The sequence below is a fragment of the Aeromonas sp. FDAARGOS 1402 genome (assembly GCF_019046925.1).
Classification (GTDB): Bacteria; Pseudomonadota; Gammaproteobacteria; order Enterobacterales; family Aeromonadaceae; genus Aeromonas; species Aeromonas caviae.
The window spans coordinates 2,181,903-2,199,647 of the sequence record NZ_CP077201.1 but is presented as its reverse complement, the minus strand read 5'-3'; the positions used below and the strand labels follow the sequence as shown (position 1 = coordinate 2,199,647).

The 17,745-nt window shown below is 59.3% G+C and carries 18 protein-coding genes and 1 tRNA gene; 2 read left to right on the top strand and 17 right to left on the bottom strand.

Annotated features, from left to right (window positions below; translation table 11 throughout):
* Nucleotides 1-64 precede the first annotated feature (64 nt).
* Nucleotides 65-535, top strand: a complete 471-nt coding sequence (locus I6L32_RS10565) for a tetratricopeptide repeat protein (protein WP_113068961.1) — start codon at nt 65-67, stop codon at nt 533-535.
* Nucleotides 536-582: 47 nt separating this feature from the next.
* On the opposite strand, the gene I6L32_RS10560 is transcribed toward I6L32_RS10565, so the two are convergent.
* The 5 genes from I6L32_RS10560 to rpsU form a co-directional block, all read right to left on the bottom strand.
* A tRNA-Ile gene (locus I6L32_RS10560) sits at nt 583-659 on the bottom strand.
* Nucleotides 660-853: 194 nt separating this feature from the next.
* Nucleotides 854-2,710: an RNA polymerase sigma factor RpoD gene (gene rpoD, locus I6L32_RS10555; protein ID WP_010675616.1), complete on the bottom strand. Its 1,857-nt coding sequence runs from the start codon at nt 2,708-2,710 to the stop codon at nt 854-856.
* Between the two features lie 222 nt (nt 2,711-2,932).
* Nucleotides 2,933-4,720 (bottom strand): DNA primase, encoded by a 1,788-nt coding sequence (gene dnaG, locus I6L32_RS10550; RefSeq protein ID WP_049636101.1) that lies wholly within the window; start codon nt 4,718-4,720, stop codon nt 2,933-2,935.
* Between the two features lie 89 nt (nt 4,721-4,809).
* Nucleotides 4,810-5,253, bottom strand: coding sequence for a GatB/YqeY domain-containing protein (locus I6L32_RS10545; protein ID WP_010675618.1), 444 nt, complete (start codon nt 5,251-5,253; stop codon nt 4,810-4,812).
* Between the two features lie 15 nt (nt 5,254-5,268).
* Nucleotides 5,269-5,484, bottom strand: a complete 216-nt coding sequence (gene rpsU, locus I6L32_RS10540; RefSeq protein ID WP_005309452.1) for a 30S ribosomal protein S21 — start codon at nt 5,482-5,484, stop codon at nt 5,269-5,271.
* A gap of 179 nt (nt 5,485-5,663) precedes the next feature.
* Between rpsU and tsaD the strand changes: the two genes are divergently transcribed.
* Nucleotides 5,664-6,677: a tRNA (adenosine(37)-N6)-threonylcarbamoyltransferase complex transferase subunit TsaD gene (gene tsaD, locus I6L32_RS10535; RefSeq protein WP_041213897.1), complete on the top strand. Its 1,014-nt coding sequence runs from the start codon at nt 5,664-5,666 to the stop codon at nt 6,675-6,677.
* A gap of 73 nt (nt 6,678-6,750) precedes the next feature.
* On the opposite strand, the gene rpoS is transcribed toward tsaD, so the two are convergent.
* From rpoS to mazG, 12 genes are all read right to left on the bottom strand, one after another.
* Entirely contained in the window at nt 6,751-7,734 is a 984-nt protein-coding gene (rpoS, locus tag I6L32_RS10530) for an RNA polymerase sigma factor RpoS (protein WP_010675620.1), read from the bottom strand.
* A gap of 46 nt (nt 7,735-7,780) precedes the next feature.
* On the bottom strand, nt 7,781-8,851 hold the full coding sequence (locus I6L32_RS10525) for a LysM peptidoglycan-binding domain-containing protein (RefSeq protein WP_039041047.1): 1,071 nt from the start codon (nt 8,849-8,851) through the stop codon (nt 7,781-7,783).
* A 9-nt stretch (nt 8,852-8,860) separates the two neighbouring features.
* Entirely contained in the window at nt 8,861-9,442 is a 582-nt protein-coding gene (locus I6L32_RS10520) for a YqaA family protein (RefSeq protein WP_039041046.1), read from the bottom strand.
* Nucleotides 9,439-10,056, bottom strand: coding sequence for a protein-L-isoaspartate(D-aspartate) O-methyltransferase (locus I6L32_RS10515; RefSeq protein ID WP_010675623.1), 618 nt, complete (start codon nt 10,054-10,056; stop codon nt 9,439-9,441). Before I6L32_RS10515 ends, I6L32_RS10520 begins: the two co-directional genes overlap by 4 nt.
* 4 nt (nt 10,057-10,060) lie before the next feature.
* Entirely contained in the window at nt 10,061-10,822 is a 762-nt protein-coding gene (gene surE, locus I6L32_RS10510) for a 5'/3'-nucleotidase SurE (RefSeq protein ID WP_041211067.1), read from the bottom strand.
* Nucleotides 10,803-11,861, bottom strand: a complete 1,059-nt coding sequence (gene truD, locus I6L32_RS10505) for a tRNA pseudouridine(13) synthase TruD (RefSeq protein ID WP_216945149.1) — start codon at nt 11,859-11,861, stop codon at nt 10,803-10,805. Before truD ends, surE begins: the two co-directional genes overlap by 20 nt.
* Entirely contained in the window at nt 11,861-12,337 is a 477-nt protein-coding gene (gene ispF, locus I6L32_RS10500; protein WP_216945051.1) for a 2-C-methyl-D-erythritol 2,4-cyclodiphosphate synthase, read from the bottom strand. The genes truD and ispF overlap by 1 nt, the downstream gene beginning before the upstream one ends.
* A 58-nt stretch (nt 12,338-12,395) precedes the next feature.
* Nucleotides 12,396-13,127: a 2-C-methyl-D-erythritol 4-phosphate cytidylyltransferase gene (gene ispD, locus I6L32_RS10495; protein ID WP_043154802.1), complete on the bottom strand. Its 732-nt coding sequence runs from the start codon at nt 13,125-13,127 to the stop codon at nt 12,396-12,398.
* Complete coding sequence (gene ftsB / locus I6L32_RS10490; RefSeq protein ID WP_010675628.1) at nt 13,120-13,437, bottom strand: cell division protein FtsB; 318 nt, start codon at nt 13,435-13,437, stop codon at nt 13,120-13,122. The genes ispD and ftsB overlap by 8 nt, the downstream gene beginning before the upstream one ends.
* A 177-nt stretch (nt 13,438-13,614) precedes the next feature.
* Entirely contained in the window at nt 13,615-14,916 is a 1,302-nt protein-coding gene (gene eno / locus I6L32_RS10485; RefSeq protein ID WP_043154803.1) for a phosphopyruvate hydratase, read from the bottom strand.
* 89 nt (nt 14,917-15,005) lie between these two features.
* Nucleotides 15,006-16,643: a glutamine hydrolyzing CTP synthase gene (gene pyrG / locus I6L32_RS10480; protein ID WP_010675629.1), complete on the bottom strand. Its 1,638-nt coding sequence runs from the start codon at nt 16,641-16,643 to the stop codon at nt 15,006-15,008.
* 141 nt (nt 16,644-16,784) lie between these two features.
* Complete coding sequence (gene mazG, locus I6L32_RS10475) at nt 16,785-17,582, bottom strand: nucleoside triphosphate pyrophosphohydrolase (RefSeq protein WP_052814804.1); 798 nt, start codon at nt 17,580-17,582, stop codon at nt 16,785-16,787.
* Nucleotides 17,583-17,745: the final 163 nt, after the last annotated feature.

The window sequence follows — 17,745 nt, the reverse complement described above, 5'->3', positions numbered from 1 at the left end:
TGACCCGTTCCCCGCCAGCCTGCCGGCAGGCATACTGATCCTTCATCCCCATGCAGGAGCGCATATGAAACAGTTGAACACCCTCAAGGCCGAGGGACGGCTCGAGGAAGCCCGTCAGCACGGTCTGCTGCAACTCATCGCGCACCCAACCCACGCCGAGCTGCATTACGAAGTGGCCGGACTGCACGACATGCTGGGGCGAGAGGCCGAGGCCATTCCGCTCTATCAGAAGGCCGTGTCGCTGGGGCTTGGCGAGGCGTCGCTGCGCGGGGCCCTGCTTGGACTAGGCAGCTCCTATCGCACCACGGGCCGTCATGCCGAGGCGCTGGTCACCTTTGACGAGGCCCTGTCCCGCTTCCCCGATGCCATGGAGTTCAAGGTGTTTCGTGCCATGACCTGCTACAACCTGGGGCGCAGCAAGGAGGGGATGGAGACGCTGCTGGGGATCCTCGCGACCACCACCACGGATCCCGCCCTGCTTCCCTACCGGCGCGCGATGGCACTCTATGCCGAGGATCTGGACAGACGCTGGTGAGCGCCAGAAACGACAAAGCCGCTCAAAAGAGCGGCTTTTTCTGAAAATGGTGGCCCCTGGGGGACTTGAACCCACGACCAATCGATTATGAGTCGACTGCTCTGACCAACTGAGCTAAGGGGCCATTGATGCTGGTTAGCGGCGTGGATTATAGGGGATGGCGGATACCCCGTCCATAGTCAGATCAACCACTTGGCGAGATTTCATCCATATTCAAGCGGTTCCATGACCCCTCTTCACGCCCATGCCAGCACGGATAAAACAAAGCCCCGCACGGCGGGGCTTTTTGTTGCAATGTCAGGCTGACAGAACCCGGGACTACTCGTCCAGGAAACTGCGCAGCACTTCCGAGCGGCTCGGATGGCGCAGTTTGCGCAGGGCCTTGGCTTCGATCTGACGGATACGCTCACGGGTGACGTCGAACTGCTTGCCCACTTCCTCGAGGGTGTGGTCGGTGTTCATGTCGATACCGAAGCGCATGCGCAGTACCTTGGCTTCCCGTGCGGTCAGCCCGGCCAGCACTTCGCGGGTCGCGTTGCGCAGGCTCTCGCTGGTGGCCGCATCCGCTGGCAGAGCCAGGGTGGTATCTTCGATGAAGTCGCCCAAGTGGGAGTCTTCATCATCACCGATGGGCGTCTCCATGGAGATGGGCTCCTTGGCGATTTTCAGTACCTTGCGGATCTTGTCTTCCGGCATGCCCATGCGCATGGCCAGCTCTTCCGGGTTCGGTTCACGACCCATCTCCTGCAGCATCTGGCGGGAGATACGGTTGAGCTTGTTGATGGTCTCGATCATGTGCACCGGGATACGGATAGTACGGGCCTGATCCGCGATGGAGCGGGTAATGGCCTGACGGATCCACCAGGTGGCATAGGTCGAGAACTTGTAGCCGCGACGATATTCGAACTTGTCGACCGCCTTCATCAGACCGATGTTGCCCTCCTGGATCAGATCCAGGAACTGCAGACCGCGGTTGGTGTACTTCTTGGCGATGGAGATAACCAGACGCAAGTTGGCCTCGACCATCTCTTTCTTGGCACGGCGGGCTTTGGCCTCACCAATGCTCATGCGGCGGTTGATGTCCTTGATCTGGGCGATGGACAGACCGGTCTCTTCTTCGATCTGCTGCAGCTTGCCGATGGAACGCAGTACTTCTTCGTCCATCTCGAGCAGACGGGGAGACCACGCCTTGCCGGCCTGCTTCTGGTATTCGAACCAGGCAGTTTCGCACTCGTTGTTGGTGAAGGCCGCGACGAAGGTCTTCTTCGGCATCTTGGCCTGCTCAACGCAGAGCTTCATGATGATGCGTTCCTGCACGCGGACACGCTCCATCATCTCCCGCATATTGTTGACCAGGCGATCGAACTGCTTGGGCATCAGGCGGAATTGACGGAAGACATCGGCCAGCTGGGCGATGGCATTCTGGGTGTCGTCGTGGGCACGACCATTCTGCTGAATGGAGAGACGAGTCACCTCGTACTGGGCACGCAGTTCGCCGAATTTCTCGCGAGCGACTTCCGGATCCGGGCCACCGTCGCCATCATCGTCGGAGTTGTCACCGTCTTCGTCTTCGTCCTCATCTTCGTCTTCGTCTTCGTCGGCGAGGTCGTCCTCGCTGAGCTCGGAGCCGATATGAGTGGCGGTCGGCGCCACGTCATCCACTTCGTTCGGATCGATGAAGCCGGAGATGATGTCGGACAGGCGAAGCTGCTCGGCTTCGTACTTGTCGTACTGTTCGAGCAGATAGGTGATGGCTTCAGGGTACTCGGCGACGGAGCTTTGTACCTGGTTGATACCGTCTTCGATCCGCTTGGCGATGTCGATCTCGCCTTCGCGGGTCAGCAGTTCGACGGTACCCATTTCCCGCATGTACATGCGGACGGGATCGGTCGTGCGACCAATCTCAGATTCAACAGATGCCAGAGCCTGGGCCGCTGCTTCGGCAGCGTCCTCATCGGCGGTACCACCTTCAGCCATGATAAGGTCATCGGCATCCGGAGCGTTTTCAACCACTTGAATGCCCATATCGTTGATCATCTGGATGATGTCTTCGATCTGGTCTGAATCGACAATGTCTTGCGGGAGGTGATCGTTCACCTCGGCATAGGTCAGGTAGCCCTGTTCTTTACCTTTGGCAACGAGGAGTTTAAGCTGAGACTGCGGGGTTTGCTCCATAGAACTCATCCGGTTGGTGTTGCTAGGTTGCGCGTACAGTGCGCTGCTGCGCAAATAGCCAATTCTAATAGAAAACCGCCAGACATGCTATGTCTGGTTGCGGCGTCGGTCATGAGAAACCCCTGCCCGCAGTGTTGTCGGGGCCAGGTGGTTATAAAGTGTTTGCTTTCAATCCCGTCGATTCGGGCAACGCTATTCATATTGGGACTGCTCACTCAAATATCAAGCCCCACTCTCATTTCTTTTCTCAATCTGCACCTCTCTGATCAGCATCATCAGCTCCTGAGTTTCTTCAGAGCTTAGCCCTTCCTGCGCCACCTTGGCCTGCAATTCTTCGATCCGTTGCTTCAGGAAAAGGTTGATGAAACCGACAAAGGTATCCTGCAATTCTCCCAGAATATCGGGCTCCTGGTCGAGCTTTACCTCTTCAAACAGGTCATGCATCGCCAGCTGGGCAAGTATTTCTCCCTCTTTTGTGCCGCGCCAATGCTCCAGCAGGATACCCGTTGTCACTCCCGGCTGGATCAGGATCTGCTGGTGCAGTTGCAGCAGGAAAGGGATCCCCTGCAGGCGCAGCCCGGCCAACTCGGGCATGGCCGGCAGCTCGGCGGTGATCGCCGGATACTGCACCATCAGGGCCAGAGCCCTGCGGATCGGCGTCAGTTTGGTCGCCTTGGGTTTGTTAACTTCCGCCTTGGGCTGGCTGTTGCGGGCAAACAGCTCGGCAATCCGCTGCTTGTTTTCTCCCCAGCGCATCATGCTGGAAAGTCGGGTAATCAACCCCTCGCGAGTGAAACCTTCCGGTACCCGACGAATCAGCTCGGCGGCCTTGTTGGCCACTTCAAACTTGCCTGCCTCACCGGAAAGAGCCGCATCGCGCCCGAGGCGTTCGAACATGAAATCCGCAAACGACTGGGCCTTGTCGAGCAGCGCTTCGAACCCCTCCTTGCCGATCTGGCGTACCAGCGAGTCGGGATCCTCGCCATCCGGCAAAAAGACGAACTTGAGTTCACGGCCGTCCTGCAGGTGGGAGAGCGCGTTATCGAGCGCCCGCCAGGCCGCTTCCCGACCGGCGTTGTCGCCGTCGTAGCAACAGACCACCTCTGCCGTGGTACGGAACAGGGTGTGGATGTGATCGCTGGTGGTCGCAGTCCCCAGTGCCGCCACCGCATAGTCGATGTCGTACTGGCCGAGCGCCACCACATCCATGTAGCCTTCCACCACAAGGATCCGGCGCGGATCCTTGTGTGCCTGCTTGACCTCATAAAGGCCGAACAGCTCTCGCCCCTTGTGGAAGATGGGGGTTTCGGGGGAGTTCAGGTACTTGGGCGTGCCATCCCCCAGCACTCGGCCACCGAAGCCGATGACCCGACCGCGTTTGTCTCGGATCGGAAACATGATGCGATCGCGGAAACGATCGTAGCTGCCCGGGCCGCTGTCACGGGGGATCAGCATACCGCCCGAAATCAGCAGTTGTTCGTGATCCCTACTGGCGCCAAAGCGGCGACGCACCTGATCCCAGTCCCCAGGGGCATAACCGATGTTGAAGCGCTTGACCACCTCGCCAGTCAGGCCCCGGCCTTTCAGATACTCCACCGCCTGAGGCGCGTTCTTGAGATTGCTCTCGTAGAAGCGCGCAATCTGGTTCATCAGCTCGAACAGATCCTTGCTGACGGCTGGTTGGCTATGGCTTGATCCACTCGCCGTTTGCTCACGGGGGACCTGCATACCGTGCAGGCTTGCCAGCTCTTCGATGGCATCGGGGAATTCCAGGCCGTCGTACTCCATGACAAAGCCGATGGCATTGCCGTGGGCACCACAACCGAAACAGTGATAGAACTGCTTCTCCTGGCTGACGGTAAAGGAGGGGCTTTTTTCGTTATGAAAAGGGCAGCAAGCCTGGTAGTTCTTACCGGCTTTCTTCAACCGCACACGGGAGTCGATCAACTCGACTATGTCCGTGCGTACGAGCAGATCATCGATAAAGGATTGCGGGATCCTGCCAGCCATAACCGTCCTGTTTCATTGCATAGGAAATAAAAAAGCCGCGCATTCCAATGGGAAGCACGGCTTCTTCGACCAAACAAGAGAGTTGCCTGTTACGCCAAGCGGGTTTTCACCTGAGCACTGACGGCGCCGACATCGGCACGCCCCTGAATTTTTGGCTTCAAGACAGCCATGACTTTACCCATGTCAGCCATGACGGCAGCACCACTTTCAGTGATGGCTTGCTCGATCAGGGCGGCAATTTCGTCTGCGGTCAGCTGTTGTGGCAGGAACTCCTGCAGCACAACGATCTCGGCGGACTCTTTGTCGGCGAGATCCTGGCGACCGGCAGCTTCAAACTGGCTGATGGAATCGCGACGCTGTTTGACCATTTTGGTCACGACAGCGAGGATCTCTTCATCATTGAGCTCGACACGGGTATCGACTTCACGCTGCTTGATTTCTGCCATCAACAAGCGGATAGCACCCAACCGAGGCTTGTCTTTGGCAAGCATGGCGAGCTTTTGCTGATCCTTGAGTTGATCCTTCAGAGACACGGCATGATCCCTTGATTAGTACAGGCGGATACGACGTGCGTTTTCGCGGGACAGCTTCTTGGCGTGACGCTTGACAGCGGACGCTTTGGCGCGCTTGCGAATGGTAGTCGGCTTCTCGTAGAACTCACGGCTACGAACTTCGGACAGGATACCGGCCTTTTCGCAAGAACGCTTGAAGCGACGCAGAGCAACGTCAAACGGCTCATTTTCACGGACTTTGATTACTGGCATGTGCCTTTCACCTCAGTGATAAATTGTTAGCTGACCTTCAATCGATCAGCATGTCTTAAAATGGTGCGAAATTATACTCTGGACAGGGAATGAAAGTAAACCCGCAGAGATCGCTCTGGTTTAAAAAACCCGCGAAGGTTACCATAGCCGTCTCATTTTAGCAGTGAAATTTTTTAGCAATGCGTGTATTGGGCATAGAGACATCCTGTGACGAAACCGGGATCGCGATCTTCGATGATCAAAAAGGGATCCTTTCCCACCAGTTGTACAGCCAGGTCAAGCTGCATGCGGACTACGGCGGCGTCGTTCCCGAGCTCGCCAGCCGGGACCATGTACGCAAGACGATCCCCTTGATCCAGGCCGCCTTGAAAGAGGCCGGACTTGGCAAGGATGACATCGATGGCATCGCCTATACCGCGGGGCCTGGTCTGGTTGGCGCCATCCTGGTCGGGGCTACCATAGGCCGCTCGCTGGCCATGGCCTGGGACAAGCCGGCCATCGCCGTTCACCACATGGAAGGTCACCTGCTGGCCCCCATGCTGGAAGAAAAGGCACCCGAGTTCCCCTTCGTGGCGCTCTTGGTTTCCGGCGGCCACTCCATGCTGGTTCGGGTCGATGGTATCGGCAGCTATCAGCTGCTGGGCGAATCGATCGACGATGCCGCCGGTGAGGCGTTCGACAAGACCGCCAAGCTGATGGGTCTGGATTATCCCGGTGGCCCGCTGCTCTCCCGGCTGGCAGAAAAGGGCACCACTGGGCGCTTCACCTTCCCCCGTCCCATGACCGATCGCCCTGGGCTCGACATGAGCTTCTCCGGCCTCAAGACCTTTGCCGCCAATACCATAGCAGCCAATGGCGACGACGAGCAGACCCGTGCCGACATCGCCCGGGCGTTTGAGGATGCGGTGGTCGACACCCTGGCCATCAAGTGCCGTCGTGCCCTGAAAGAGACCGGTCTCAATCGTCTGGTCGTGGCAGGCGGCGTCAGCGCCAACCGTCATCTGCGCGCCCAGCTGGCCGAGCTGATGGAGAGCCTCAAAGGTGAAGTCTTCTACCCGCGCACCGAATACTGCACCGACAACGGCGCCATGATCGCCTATGCCGGCATGCAACGCCTGAAAGCGGGAGTCTTCGAACCCCTCGTCGTCAAGGCCGTGCCGCGCTGGCCGCTGGATACCCTGGATCCGGTGTGATCCTGACGATCCACGACAAAAAGAAAGGGGCCTGCGGCCCCTTTTTCATCTTGATGACGGTATTCATACCCGTTTAGTTGGTGCGGAACAGCGCCTCAATGGACAGCCCCTGCCCCAGCAGAATTTCCCGCAGACGGCGCAACCCTTCCACCTGGATCTGGCGCACCCGCTCGCGGGTCAAACCAATCTCGGCGCCCACGTCTTCCAGGGTGGCCGGTTCATAGCCGAGCAGACCGAAACGGCGGGCCAGCACTTCGCGCTGCTTGGGATTCAGCTCCTCCAGCCAGTGCACTATGCTGCTGCGCATGTCATCTTCCTGGGACTCCAGCTCGGGCCCCATGCCGCGCTCGTCGGAAAGTACATCCAGCAGCGCCTTGTCGCGATCGCCACCAATGGGAGTATCCACCGAGGTGATCTTCTCGTTGAGCTTGAGCATGCGATTCACATCGTCCACAGAGCGATCCAGTGCAGAGGCGATATCCTCGGCGGTCGGCTCATGGTCGAGACGATGAGAAAGCTCGCGCGCAGTGCGCAGATAGACGTTCAGCTCCTTGACCACATGGATGGGCAGACGAATGGTACGGGTCTGGTTCATGATGGCCCGTTCTATGGTCTGGCGGATCCACCAGGTGGCATAGGTAGAGAAACGGAAGCCTCGCTCGGGGTCGAACTTCTCGACGGCGCGGATGAGACCGAGGTTGCCCTCTTCGATGAGATCCAGCAGCACCAGGCCGCGGTTGTTGTAGCGCCGGGCAATCTTGACCACCAGGCGCAGGTTGGATTCAATCATGCGCTTGCGCGCCGCTTTGTCGCCACGCAGGGCACGGCGGGCGTAGTAGACTTCCTCTTCGGCCGTGAGCAAGGGGGAGAAACCTATCTCCCCCAGATAGAGCTGGGTGGCGTCCATTACCTTGTTCAGCTCTGGCGCCATCAGTTCATCGGAAATGGTCTCTTCGGCTTCGGCCGCCACTTCCTGAACCTCTTCTTCCTCCTGAACCTCCAGCTCCTCGTCGAACTCTAACTCTGCATCCTGCATTACCAGTTGTTCTTGGCTCATGATATCTCTCCCTGACCTACACCAGAGTAAGACTCAGCTCTCTGAGTTAACGCTTTGGCAAATAGCCCATCGGGTTGATCGACTTGCCTTTGTACCGGATTTCAAAGTGCAAGCGCACATCCGGCGCATCCGTGCTACCCATATTGGCGATAACCGCTCCGCCCTTCACGGTGTCTCCCTCCTTGACCCTCAACTCATCGTTGTGAGCGTAGGCGGAGAGGTAATCATCGTTGTGCTTGAGAATTATCAGCTTGCCATAACCTCGCAGTGCACTGCCCGCATAGACCACTTTGCCGCTGCTCGCAGCGTAAATGGGTTGGCCCTTCTGGCCGGAAATGTCGATGCCCTTGTTGCCTTGTTCCGCAACGGAGAAGCCTTCAACGATCCGCCCTTTGGTCGGCCAATGCCAGGAGAGTGTTGACGAGGAACTGACGGTTTTTTGTTCTTTCGCCTGAGCGTATGCTGTTGACGAGGCAGGAGCAATCGTTTTCTGAGCAATAAATGGTGTGGTCGTACCTGCCGGAGCCGTGGCCAGGGGTTTGGGCCCCGTGCTGGTCACAACCGGTGTGGTTGCTGCCACCATCTGACCACCCGAGGAACCCGAGCCCCCCACATTGAGCACCTGGCCCACGTGCAATGCATAAGGAGCCTGGAGGTTGTTGCGCTGGGCCAAGGCCTGGTTGGAAAGACCGAACTGGCGACCGATGCTGCTCAATGTATCGCCACGGCGCACCTCGTAACTACCAGACCCCGTCACGCTGCCACGACTGACAGGGCTGCCGACGGTTGCCACCGCCATGGGGGCGGAAGCGCCATCGAGCCTGAGCTGCTGGCCGGGATAAATGTTATAGGGGGGAGTGATGCCATTGATGCTGATAAGCGAAGCCACATCCATGCCAGAACGAAATGCAATGGAGTAGAGAGTGTCTCCTTTGACCACGGTGTACCCGTTGCCTGCAATGCCGGGCTTGGTCATACCTTGACGCACGGGGATGGTCGAAGCGACCTGATCATTGCCCAGGCTGTGCACCGGAGCCGCAGTCTTGCTGGAGGAACAGGCAAGCAGCAGCCATGACAACACGACGACACCGCTACCTTGCCAAACACGCGAACACATAGTGGATCCTTAACGACTAAACCAGAAATAGGCCGCAACGGCCAAACCAATACAGAGCCAGCCCAGCACATCCACATAGTGCATCAGCTTGCGCTCCATCTTCTCGCCGCCCCAGCGCATCAGACCTGCAACCAGGAAGAAGCGCATGCCACGACCGATCAGCGAGGTCAGGATGAAAGGCAACAGTGCCATGTGGAGCAAGCCAGCCGTGACGGTAAACACCTTGTAGGGGATCGGCGTGAAGCTGGCAATAAAAATAACCCAGATGCCCCACTGCGCGAACCACTGCTCGGCCAGGGCAATCTTGTCCTCATAGCCAACCGAGGTCACCAGCGGCTGCACCACTGGCTCCCACAGGGCATAGCCGAGCAGATAACCAAACAGGGCGCCCAGCACCGACAAGAGGGTAGCCAGCGCGGCATAGTGCCAGGCGCGATGAGGTTTGCCGAGCGCCATGGGCGCCAGCATCACATCCACCGGGATGGGCCAGAAGATGGATTCAATAAAGGCGGTGATGGCCAGATACCAGGGGGCATACTTGTGGCGTGCCCACTGCATCACCAGAACATAAAGGCGGGAAAACAACTTCACTCGACATCTCCGTCAATCAGGGGAACGAAACGTACCGGCTCCAGAATCCGGCTGGTGAGCTGGGAGCCCGATCGCTCGATGAGCTGCAGGGTCTGCTGGCCATCACCCACCGGCAACACCAGACGACCACCGTCAGCCAGCTGATCGGTCAGGGCCTTGGGGACCTCACTGGCCGCCGCCGTCACCAGAATGGCGTCGAAAGGGCCCTTGTTGGGCCAACCTAGCCACCCATTGCCGTGCTTGGCCGACACATTGTGCAGATCGAGCTGGCGCAATCTGCGCCTAGCCTGAAACTGCAGCGACTTGATCCGCTCCATGGTGTAGACATGCTCCACCAGGTGGGCCAGTACCGCCGTCTGGTAGCCCGATCCCGTCCCGATCTCCAGCACATGGGCCGGATCGTTCTGGATCAGCAGCTCGGTCATGCGCGCCACGATGTAAGGCTGGGAGATGGTCTGCCCATGGCCGATGGGCAGGGCCGTATTGTCCCAGGCCTTGTGGGCCATGGCCTCGTCCACAAACAGCTGGCGCGGCACCTTCGCGATCGCCGCCAATACGCGGAAATCGCGGACATCCTGGGCAATCAGTTGATTCAACAGGCGCTGTACTATCACAACGTCATCCCTGCAGATCCAGCCACGCGCCCAGGGTCGACAGACTGCCGTAGGCCGTCATGTCGATGGTCAGGGGAGTGATGGAGACATAACCCTGCTCGATGGCGGCAAAGTCCGTTCCCTCTCCCGCATCCTGCTGGTTGCCGGGGGGACCAATCCAGTAGACCGGCTGACCACGGGGATCCTCGGTGCGGATCACCGACTCCGCCCGGTGGCGATTGCCAAGGCGCGTCACCCTGATCCCCTTGATCTGCTCAAGCGGCAGGTCAGGCACATTCACGTTGAGGATCTGATCCGCAGGCAACGGATGCACCATCAGCCCCCGCACCAGCTGGGCGGCGTAGTGGGCCGCACTGGCGAAATGGGTCTTGCCCACCAGCGATACGGCGATGGAGGGGAAACCAAGATGACGCCCTTCCGTCGCGGCCGCGACCGTCCCCGAGTAGATGACGTCATCCCCCAGATTGGCCCCGTGATTGATACCGGCCACCACCATGTCGGGCTCAGGGCGCAGCAGTTCGTTGACCGCCAGATGAACGCAGTCGGTCGGCGTCCCCTTGACCGCATAACTCTTGATGCCGTGAAAACTGGACGCATCGAGGCGGGTGACCCGCAGCGGCACTTCCAGCGTCAGGGAGTGGCTGGCACCGCTGCGGTTGCGATCCGGCGCCACCACCACGACCTCGCCACAGGCACGCAACGCCTCGCTGAGGGCGCGAATGCCCTCGGCGTGTACCCCATCGTCATTACTGACCAGAATTCGCATCGGTTGAGTTCCTGAAACCGTGATCGGCCTCTTCGGCCTGCATTAACTCTCGTACCACGCTGGTGGCAAAGGCACCGGCAGGCAGGAAGAACGACAGGGTCAGCACCGCGTCCTCCCGTTGCCAGCTCATCTGCTCCGGCTTGAGCAGCAGCGGGCGCCTGTCCTGATCCAGCCCAGCTTTCTCCAGCCCCTCGCACCAGTCACCATAAGGAGCCAGCACTTCTTGCTCGAACTCGGCGGCAGCACCCTGGCTCGCCAGACGGCCACGGCCCCACTGGGGAGCGGTCAGTTGCACGTCTCCGGAGGCAAGGCGTGCTTCCAGCTCGGGGGTCACGCTCTCTTCACTGAAGATGGAGTGGCTGCCCTTGAGCATCACGCAGTCGCCAGCCAGCAGCTGATGGGCCAGTCCCTGCTCGATGCGGGCGCTGACGATGGCATTGAACAGCATGCTGCGGGCGGCGGACAGATAGAGGGAGCGCTTGTTGCGATCCTTGATCCGTTTGCCGGCGAACATCGCCTTGGCGGCCTCCAGGTTGTTTCCACCGCGGCCGAAACGCTGCTCGCCGTAGTAGTTGGGAACCCCCTGGGTTGCAATCGCCTGCAGACGGGATTCCAGCCCGTCGGCCTGCTCCAGCCCGGTGAGGCGCAGGGTGAAGTGGTTGCCCTTGAGATAGCCGACCCGCAGCTTCTTGTTGTGGCGCTTCACCTCAAGGATCCGGATGTTGTCGTTCTCGATGACCGAGAGATCCGGCTCGCCCTTGCCCGGCAGATGGATGCCGAACCACTGTTCGGTCACCGCATGGCGATCTTTCAGACCAGCCCAGGTCACCGCATTGCGGGCAACCCCGGCCGCATCGGCCAGCAGGCCAGCCACCCAGGCGGTATTCTCGCCGGTTTTGCGTACCCGGACGAAGATGTGTTCCCCCTCGCCGCAAGGTGCAAACCCGAGATCTTCATTGACCACGAAGTCGGCGGCCTCGGCCTTGAGGATGCCGCGAGCAGTGGGCGTCCCGTGCAGATAGGCAAGTTGTTCAAGCATCATTGTTTCACCAGCAAGACGACGGCTTCGGTGGCGATCCCTTCCTTGCGCCCCGTGAATCCAAGTTGTTCGGTGGTGGTCGCCTTGACGTTCACCCGGTCCAAGTCACATTGCAGATCCGCGGCCAGCACGGCGCACATGGCGTCGATATGGGGGGCCATCTTGGGGGCCTGGGCGATGATGGTCACATCCAGGTTGCCGATGGCATAACCTGCGAGCTGCACGCGGGCAAAGACATCCCGCAGCAGGATGCGGCTGTCGATGCCCTTGAATTCGGCGGCGGTATCGGGGAAGTGGCGGCCGATGTCGCCGGCGCCGATGGCCCCCAGCAGGGCATCGCTCACCGCATGCAACACCACGTCGCCATCGGAGTGGGCCAGCAGGCCCTGTTCATAGGGCACTGCCACCCCGCCCAGCATGCAGGGGCCGACCCCGCCAAACTTGTGAACATCAAAACCATGTCCGATCCGCATCATGCTTGCGCCCTCCTCAATACACGGAAATCTGTCTCATCAAAACCATGTCCGGTGCGGATCATGCCTGCTCCTCTGGGGATGAATCGGGTCGTGCCGACCGGCACGCACGTTGTTGCTGTAAATAGAGCCCGGCCAGGGAGAGATCTTCCGGCCGGGTCACCTTGATGTTGTCGGCCCGCCCTTCCACCATGCGCACGGGGAAACCGGCGCGTTCCATGGCGGAGGCTTCATCGGTGATGGCGGCGCCGAGCGCCAGCCCCTCCTCCAGCGCCCGCTTGAGGGGGCGGACCAAAAACATCTGGGGCGTCAGGGCATGCCAGAGCTGCTCGCGATCCACGGTGGCGAGGATATTGCCGGCCGCATCGGTGCGCTTCATGGTATCGCGCACCCGGCTGCCGAGGATGGCACCGCCAGAGGCCATGGCGGCAACAATGAGCGCATCGAGATCCTCATGGGTCAGACAGGGCCGGGCGGCGTCATGCACCAGTGCCCACTCCCCTTCTGCCACGTGCAACGCATTGAGCACGGAGAAGGCGCGCTCGCTTCCCCCTTCCACTCGCAGCACCCGCGGGTCAGTGGCCACGGTCAAGGTCTCAAACCAGCTGTCGTGGGGCGCCAGCGCCACGATCACACGGGCGATGGCGGGATGGGAGAGCAAACGCTCCAGGGTGTGCTCCAGAATGCATTTCCCTGCCAGGGACAGGTACTGCTTGGGGCAACTGGCCCCCATGCGACTACCAATACCGGCAGCCGGGACGATGGCGGTCAGGCCGCTCAGGCTATCAGTCATCGTAGGGGGCACCATCAGGCTCCGTCACCTGATCCTTTTCTTTGGGAATGATTCGGTAGAAGGTCTCGCCCTGCTTGATATAGCCAAGATCGTTGCGCGACAACTCCTCGATGGCCTCAAGGCCAGAGGTAAGATCGTCGATTTCCCGGTAAATCAGACTGTTGCGATCCTTGAGTACCAGGTTGTCCTGTTGCTGCCGCTCGATGGCGGTGGAGAGTTCCCGATAGTCGGAGAGGCCGTTTTTCCCCAGCCAGAGGTCATATTGCAGCCCTCCCAACAGGAGGAGCAGGATAAGAGTGAGTAGCCGCATGCACTGAGTCTCCTTCAAGCGGCCTAGTTTCCCATATTCGCAGGCAAGACAAAAGAAAGCCTGTGTGCCGGATGGGTTGGTCGGAATAAAAAATGCAGGTCGCACACGCCCATAAGCGCAGAACGAAAAAGCCCCGCCAGATGGCGGGGCTTTGTGAAGCATGAACGCAGGCGAAAATTAAGCCTGGTTCTTCACTTCTTTCAGACCACGGAACGGAGCCTTGGCACCCAGGGCTTCTTCGATACGGATCAGCTGGTTGTACTTGGCAACACGGTCAGAACGGCTCATGGAACCGGTCTTGATCTGGCCAGCAGCGGTACCCACAGCCAGGTCGGCGATGGTCGCGTCTTCGGTCTCACCGGAACGGTGGGAGATGACGGCAGTGTAGCCAGCGTCTTTGGCCATCTTGATGGCAGCCAGAGTTTCGGTCAGGGAACCGATCTGGTTGAACTTGATCAGGATGGAGTTGGCGATGCCGTTGTCGATACCGCGCTTCAGGATCTTGGTGTTGGTTACGAACAGGTCGTCACCCACGATCTGGATTTTCTTGCCCAGTTCGGCGGTCTGGTAGGCGAAGCCTTCCCAGTCGGATTCGTCCAGGCCATCTTCGATGGAGACGATCGGGAACTTGGTGGTCAGGTCAGCCAGGAAGTCGGAGAAACCGTTGGAGGTGAAGATACGACCTTCGCCCTTCAGGTTGTACTCTTTCTTCTCTGCGTCGTAGAACTCGGACGCAGCGCAGTCCATGGCCAGGGTGATGTCGGTGCCCAGTTTGTAACCGGCAGCGGCAACAGCTTCAGCGATCACTTCCAGCGCTTCGGCGTTGGATTTCAGGTTCGGAGCGAAACCACCTTCGTCACCGACGGCAGTGTTGTAGCCCTTGGACTTCAGCACTTTGGCCAGGTTGTGGAACACTTCTGCGCCCATGCGAACGGCTTCTTTCAGGGTCTTGGCGCCAACCGGCTGGATCATGAACTCCTGGATGTCGACGTTGTTGTCAGCGTGCTCACCACCGTTGATGATGTTCATCATGGGCAGCGGCATGGAGTAGACACCCGGGGTGCCATTCAGCTCGGCGATGTGGGCGTACAGCGGCATGCCTTTGGCAGCAGCGGCAGCTTTGGCGTTGGCCAGGGAAACAGCCAGGATGGCGTTGGCGCCGAACTTGGATTTGTTCTCGGTACCGTCGAGGTCGATCATGATCTGGTCGACAGTGGCCTGGTCCTTGGCATCTTTACCCAGCAGAGCCTGAGCGATCGGGCCGTTGACGGCTTCGATGGCTTTCAGCACGCCTTTACCCAGGAAACGGCTCTTGTCGCCGTCACGCAGTTCCAGCGCTTCGCGGGAACCGGTGGACGCGCCAGACGGAGCGGCTGCCATACCAACAAAACCACCTTCCAGGTGAACTTCGGCCTCAACGGTCGGGTTACCACGGGAGTCGATGATTTCACGACCGATCACTTTAACGATCTTGGACATGTGTATTTCCTCAGGTTTCGTAAAAAAACAACAAAAATATGCCAAAAAAAGCGGCTGTGGCACAGAGCCCCAACCGCATTTATTTTCAATTACTTCAAATTACGCTTCTGATACTCGCCCGCCGCCTTCACAAAACCGGCGAACAGGGCGTGGCCATCACGGGGAGTCGAGGTGAACTCCGGGTGGAACTGCGCGGCCACGAACCAGGGGTGATCCGGGATCTCGATGATTTCCACCAGCTTCTTGTCGGCGGAGAGACCGGTCACCTTCAGACCTGCCGCTTCAATCTGCGGCAGCAGCTTGTTGTTCACTTCATAACGGTGACGGTGGCGCTCGTAAATGGTCGGGCTGCCGTACATCTGACGGACCTTGGAATCTTCCACCAGGTGGCAGAGCTGGGAGCCCAGACGCATGGTGCCGCCCAGATCGGACTTCTCGGTCCGGGTCTCGACGTTGCCTTCATCATCCACCCACTCGGTGATGAGACCGACCACGGGGAACGGGCTGTCTTTCTTGAACTCGGAGGAGTGAGCCCCTTCCATGCCCGCCACGTTGCGGGCGTATTCGATCAAGGCAACCTGCATGCCCAGGCAGATACCGAGGTACGGGATCTTGTTCTCGCGGGCATATTTGGCGGCCAGAATCTTGCCTTCCACGCCGCGTTCGCCGAAGCCACCTGGTACCAGGATCGCATCCAGACCTTCCAGCAGCTCGGCGCCACGGGTCTCGATGTCCTGGGAGTCGATGTACTTGATGTTGACGGAGAGACGGGTCTTCAGGCCACCGTGCTTGAGCGCTTCGTTGACGGACTTGTAGGCGTCCGGCAGGGAGACATACTTGCCCACCATGCCGATGGTGACTTCGGCAGTCGGGTTGGCCTCTTCATAGATGACCTGTTCCCACTCGGCCAGGTCGGCTTCTTTGCACTCGATGCCGAAGCGCTCGGTGATGTAGCCGTCCAGACCCTGGGATTTCAGCAGCGCCGGGATCTTGTAGATGGAGTCGACATCCTTCATAGAGATGACGGCGCGCTCGGGCACATTGCAGAACAGGGCGATCTTGGCACGCTCGTTGGCCGGAATGGCGCGGTCGGAGCGGCAGATCAGCACATCCGGCTGGATACCGATGGAGAGCAGCTCCTTCACGGAGTGCTGGGTCGGCTTGGTCTTCACCTCGCCGGCGGCGGCCAGGTAAGGAACCAGGGTCAGGTGCATGAACATGGCATTGTTGCGACCCACGATGGCCGCCAGCTGACGAATGGCTTCAAGGAATGGCAGGGACTCGATGTCGCCCACGGTACCGCCCACTTCGACGATGGCAACCTGATGACCTTCGGCACCGGCAATCACCCGCTCCTTGATGGCGTTGGTGATGTGCGGGATCACCTGGATGGTGGCGCCCAGATAGTCACCACGACGCTCCTTGCGCAGCACGTCTGCATAGATGCGACCGGTGGTGAAGTTGTTGCGGCGGGTCATCTTGGTGCGGATGAAACGCTCGTAGTGGCCCAAATCCAGATCGGTTTCGGCCCCGTCCTCGGTTACGAACACTTCACCATGCTGGGTCGGGCTCATGGTGCCCGGATCCACGTTGATGTACGGGTCCAGTTTCATGATGGTCACATCCAGACCACGGGCTTCCAGAATGGCTGCCAGAGAAGCTGCGGCAATGCCTTTGCCGAGGGATGAAACAACGCCACCAGTCACAAAAATATATTTGGTCGTCATGCTGAACCTGAAAGAAGTTTAGGGAATTTTAAGGGGTGCTTCGGGGATGAAGCAGGACGGGGAAACAGTATACCAAAACCCCCACTCCCAAACAATGAACAAAAATCTATCAGGCTCCCCGCCGCCCCGTCTTGCGCCAAATCAACTTTGCTCGGTTTCCTTGGCCTTGTTCCAGGCCTCGTCCAGCTTCTCCAGGGAGCAATCCGTCATTTTCAGACCTTCTGCGGCAATAAAGTGTTCAACCTGACGAAAACGACGCTCAAACTTGGTGTTGGCACCCCGCAGCACCTGCTCCGGATCCTTGCCCAGATGGCGCACCAGATTGACGGTGGCGAACAGGAGATCGCCGAGCTCGTCGCTCACCCGAGTCTCGTCCACGTCTACCATCAGCGCCTCTTCCATCACCTCTTCGATCTCCTCGTGGATCTTGTCCACCACGGGCCCCAGGGTCTTCCAGTCAAAACCGACGGTGGCGCAGCGCTTCTGGATCTTGGCTGCCCGGGTCAGGGCAGGCAGGGAGAGGGGGATATCGTCCAGCACGCTCTCCTTGTCGAGCGCCGCACGCTCTTTCGCCTTTTCCGCCTCCCAGTTCGCTTTGACCGCCTTCTCGTCACCGAGATCGGCATCGGAGAAAACATGGGGGTGGCGGCGAATGAGCTTCTCGCTCACGGTATCGATGATGTCGGCAAAGTCGAACAACCCCTGCTCCTTGCCGAGCTGGGCATAGAACACGACCTGGAACAGCAGATCACCGAGTTCCCCCTTCAGCCCTTGCCAATCTTCGCTCTCGATGGCATCCGCCACCTCGTAGGCCTCCTCCAGGGTGTGCGGCACTATGGTCTGGAAGCTCTGCTTCAGATCCCAGGGGCAGCCCCCGTTCGGGTCACGCAATCTGGCCATGATGTCGAGCAGTTGGGGAAGGTCGTAGCGTTGGGACATGGGCAACTCACTTTCGATTCAGTAAATGGGGTTCATGAATATCCGCTCACGCCACTGTTCCAGATGATATGGAGCCATGGCGGACGGAGATGGGGCGCATGATATCCGTCTTCAATGCTCTACAAGGAGGGAGAAAATGCAGACCGGCCACTGGGGCCGGTCG

Bases quoted from the DNA above. Each gene is read 5' to 3' on its own strand.
- I6L32_RS10565 (WP_113068961.1), top strand. From the start codon at position 65: ATGAAACAGTTGAACACCCTCAAGGCCGAGGGACGGCTCGAGGAAGCC.
- rpoD (WP_010675616.1), bottom strand. From the start codon at position 2,710: ATGGAGCAAACCCCGCAGTCTCAGCTTAAACTCCTCGTTGCCAAAGGT.
- dnaG (WP_049636101.1), bottom strand. From the start codon at position 4,720: ATGGCTGGCAGGATCCCGCAATCCTTTATCGATGATCTGCTCGTACGC.
- rpsU (WP_005309452.1), bottom strand. From the start codon at position 5,484: ATGCCAGTAATCAAAGTCCGTGAAAATGAGCCGTTTGACGTTGCTCTG.
- tsaD (WP_041213897.1), top strand. From the start codon at position 5,664: ATGCGTGTATTGGGCATAGAGACATCCTGTGACGAAACCGGGATCGCG.
- rpoS (WP_010675620.1), bottom strand. From the start codon at position 7,734: ATGAGCCAAGAACAACTGGTAATGCAGGATGCAGAGTTAGAGTTCGAC.
- I6L32_RS10525 (WP_039041047.1), bottom strand. From the start codon at position 8,851: ATGTGTTCGCGTGTTTGGCAAGGTAGCGGTGTCGTCGTGTTGTCATGG.
- surE (WP_041211067.1), bottom strand. From the start codon at position 10,822: ATGCGAATTCTGGTCAGTAATGACGATGGGGTACACGCCGAGGGCATT.
- truD (WP_216945149.1), bottom strand. From the start codon at position 11,861: ATGCTTGAACAACTTGCCTATCTGCACGGGACGCCCACTGCTCGCGGC.
- ispF (WP_216945051.1), bottom strand. From the start codon at position 12,337: ATGATGCGGATCGGACATGGTTTTGATGTTCACAAGTTTGGCGGGGTC.
- ispD (WP_043154802.1), bottom strand. From the start codon at position 13,127: ATGACTGATAGCCTGAGCGGCCTGACCGCCATCGTCCCGGCTGCCGGT.
- ftsB (WP_010675628.1), bottom strand. From the start codon at position 13,437: ATGCGGCTACTCACTCTTATCCTGCTCCTCCTGTTGGGAGGGCTGCAA.
- eno (WP_043154803.1), bottom strand. From the start codon at position 14,916: ATGTCCAAGATCGTTAAAGTGATCGGTCGTGAAATCATCGACTCCCGT.
- pyrG (WP_010675629.1), bottom strand. From the start codon at position 16,643: ATGACGACCAAATATATTTTTGTGACTGGTGGCGTTGTTTCATCCCTC.
- mazG (WP_052814804.1), bottom strand. From the start codon at position 17,582: ATGTCCCAACGCTACGACCTTCCCCAACTGCTCGACATCATGGCCAGA.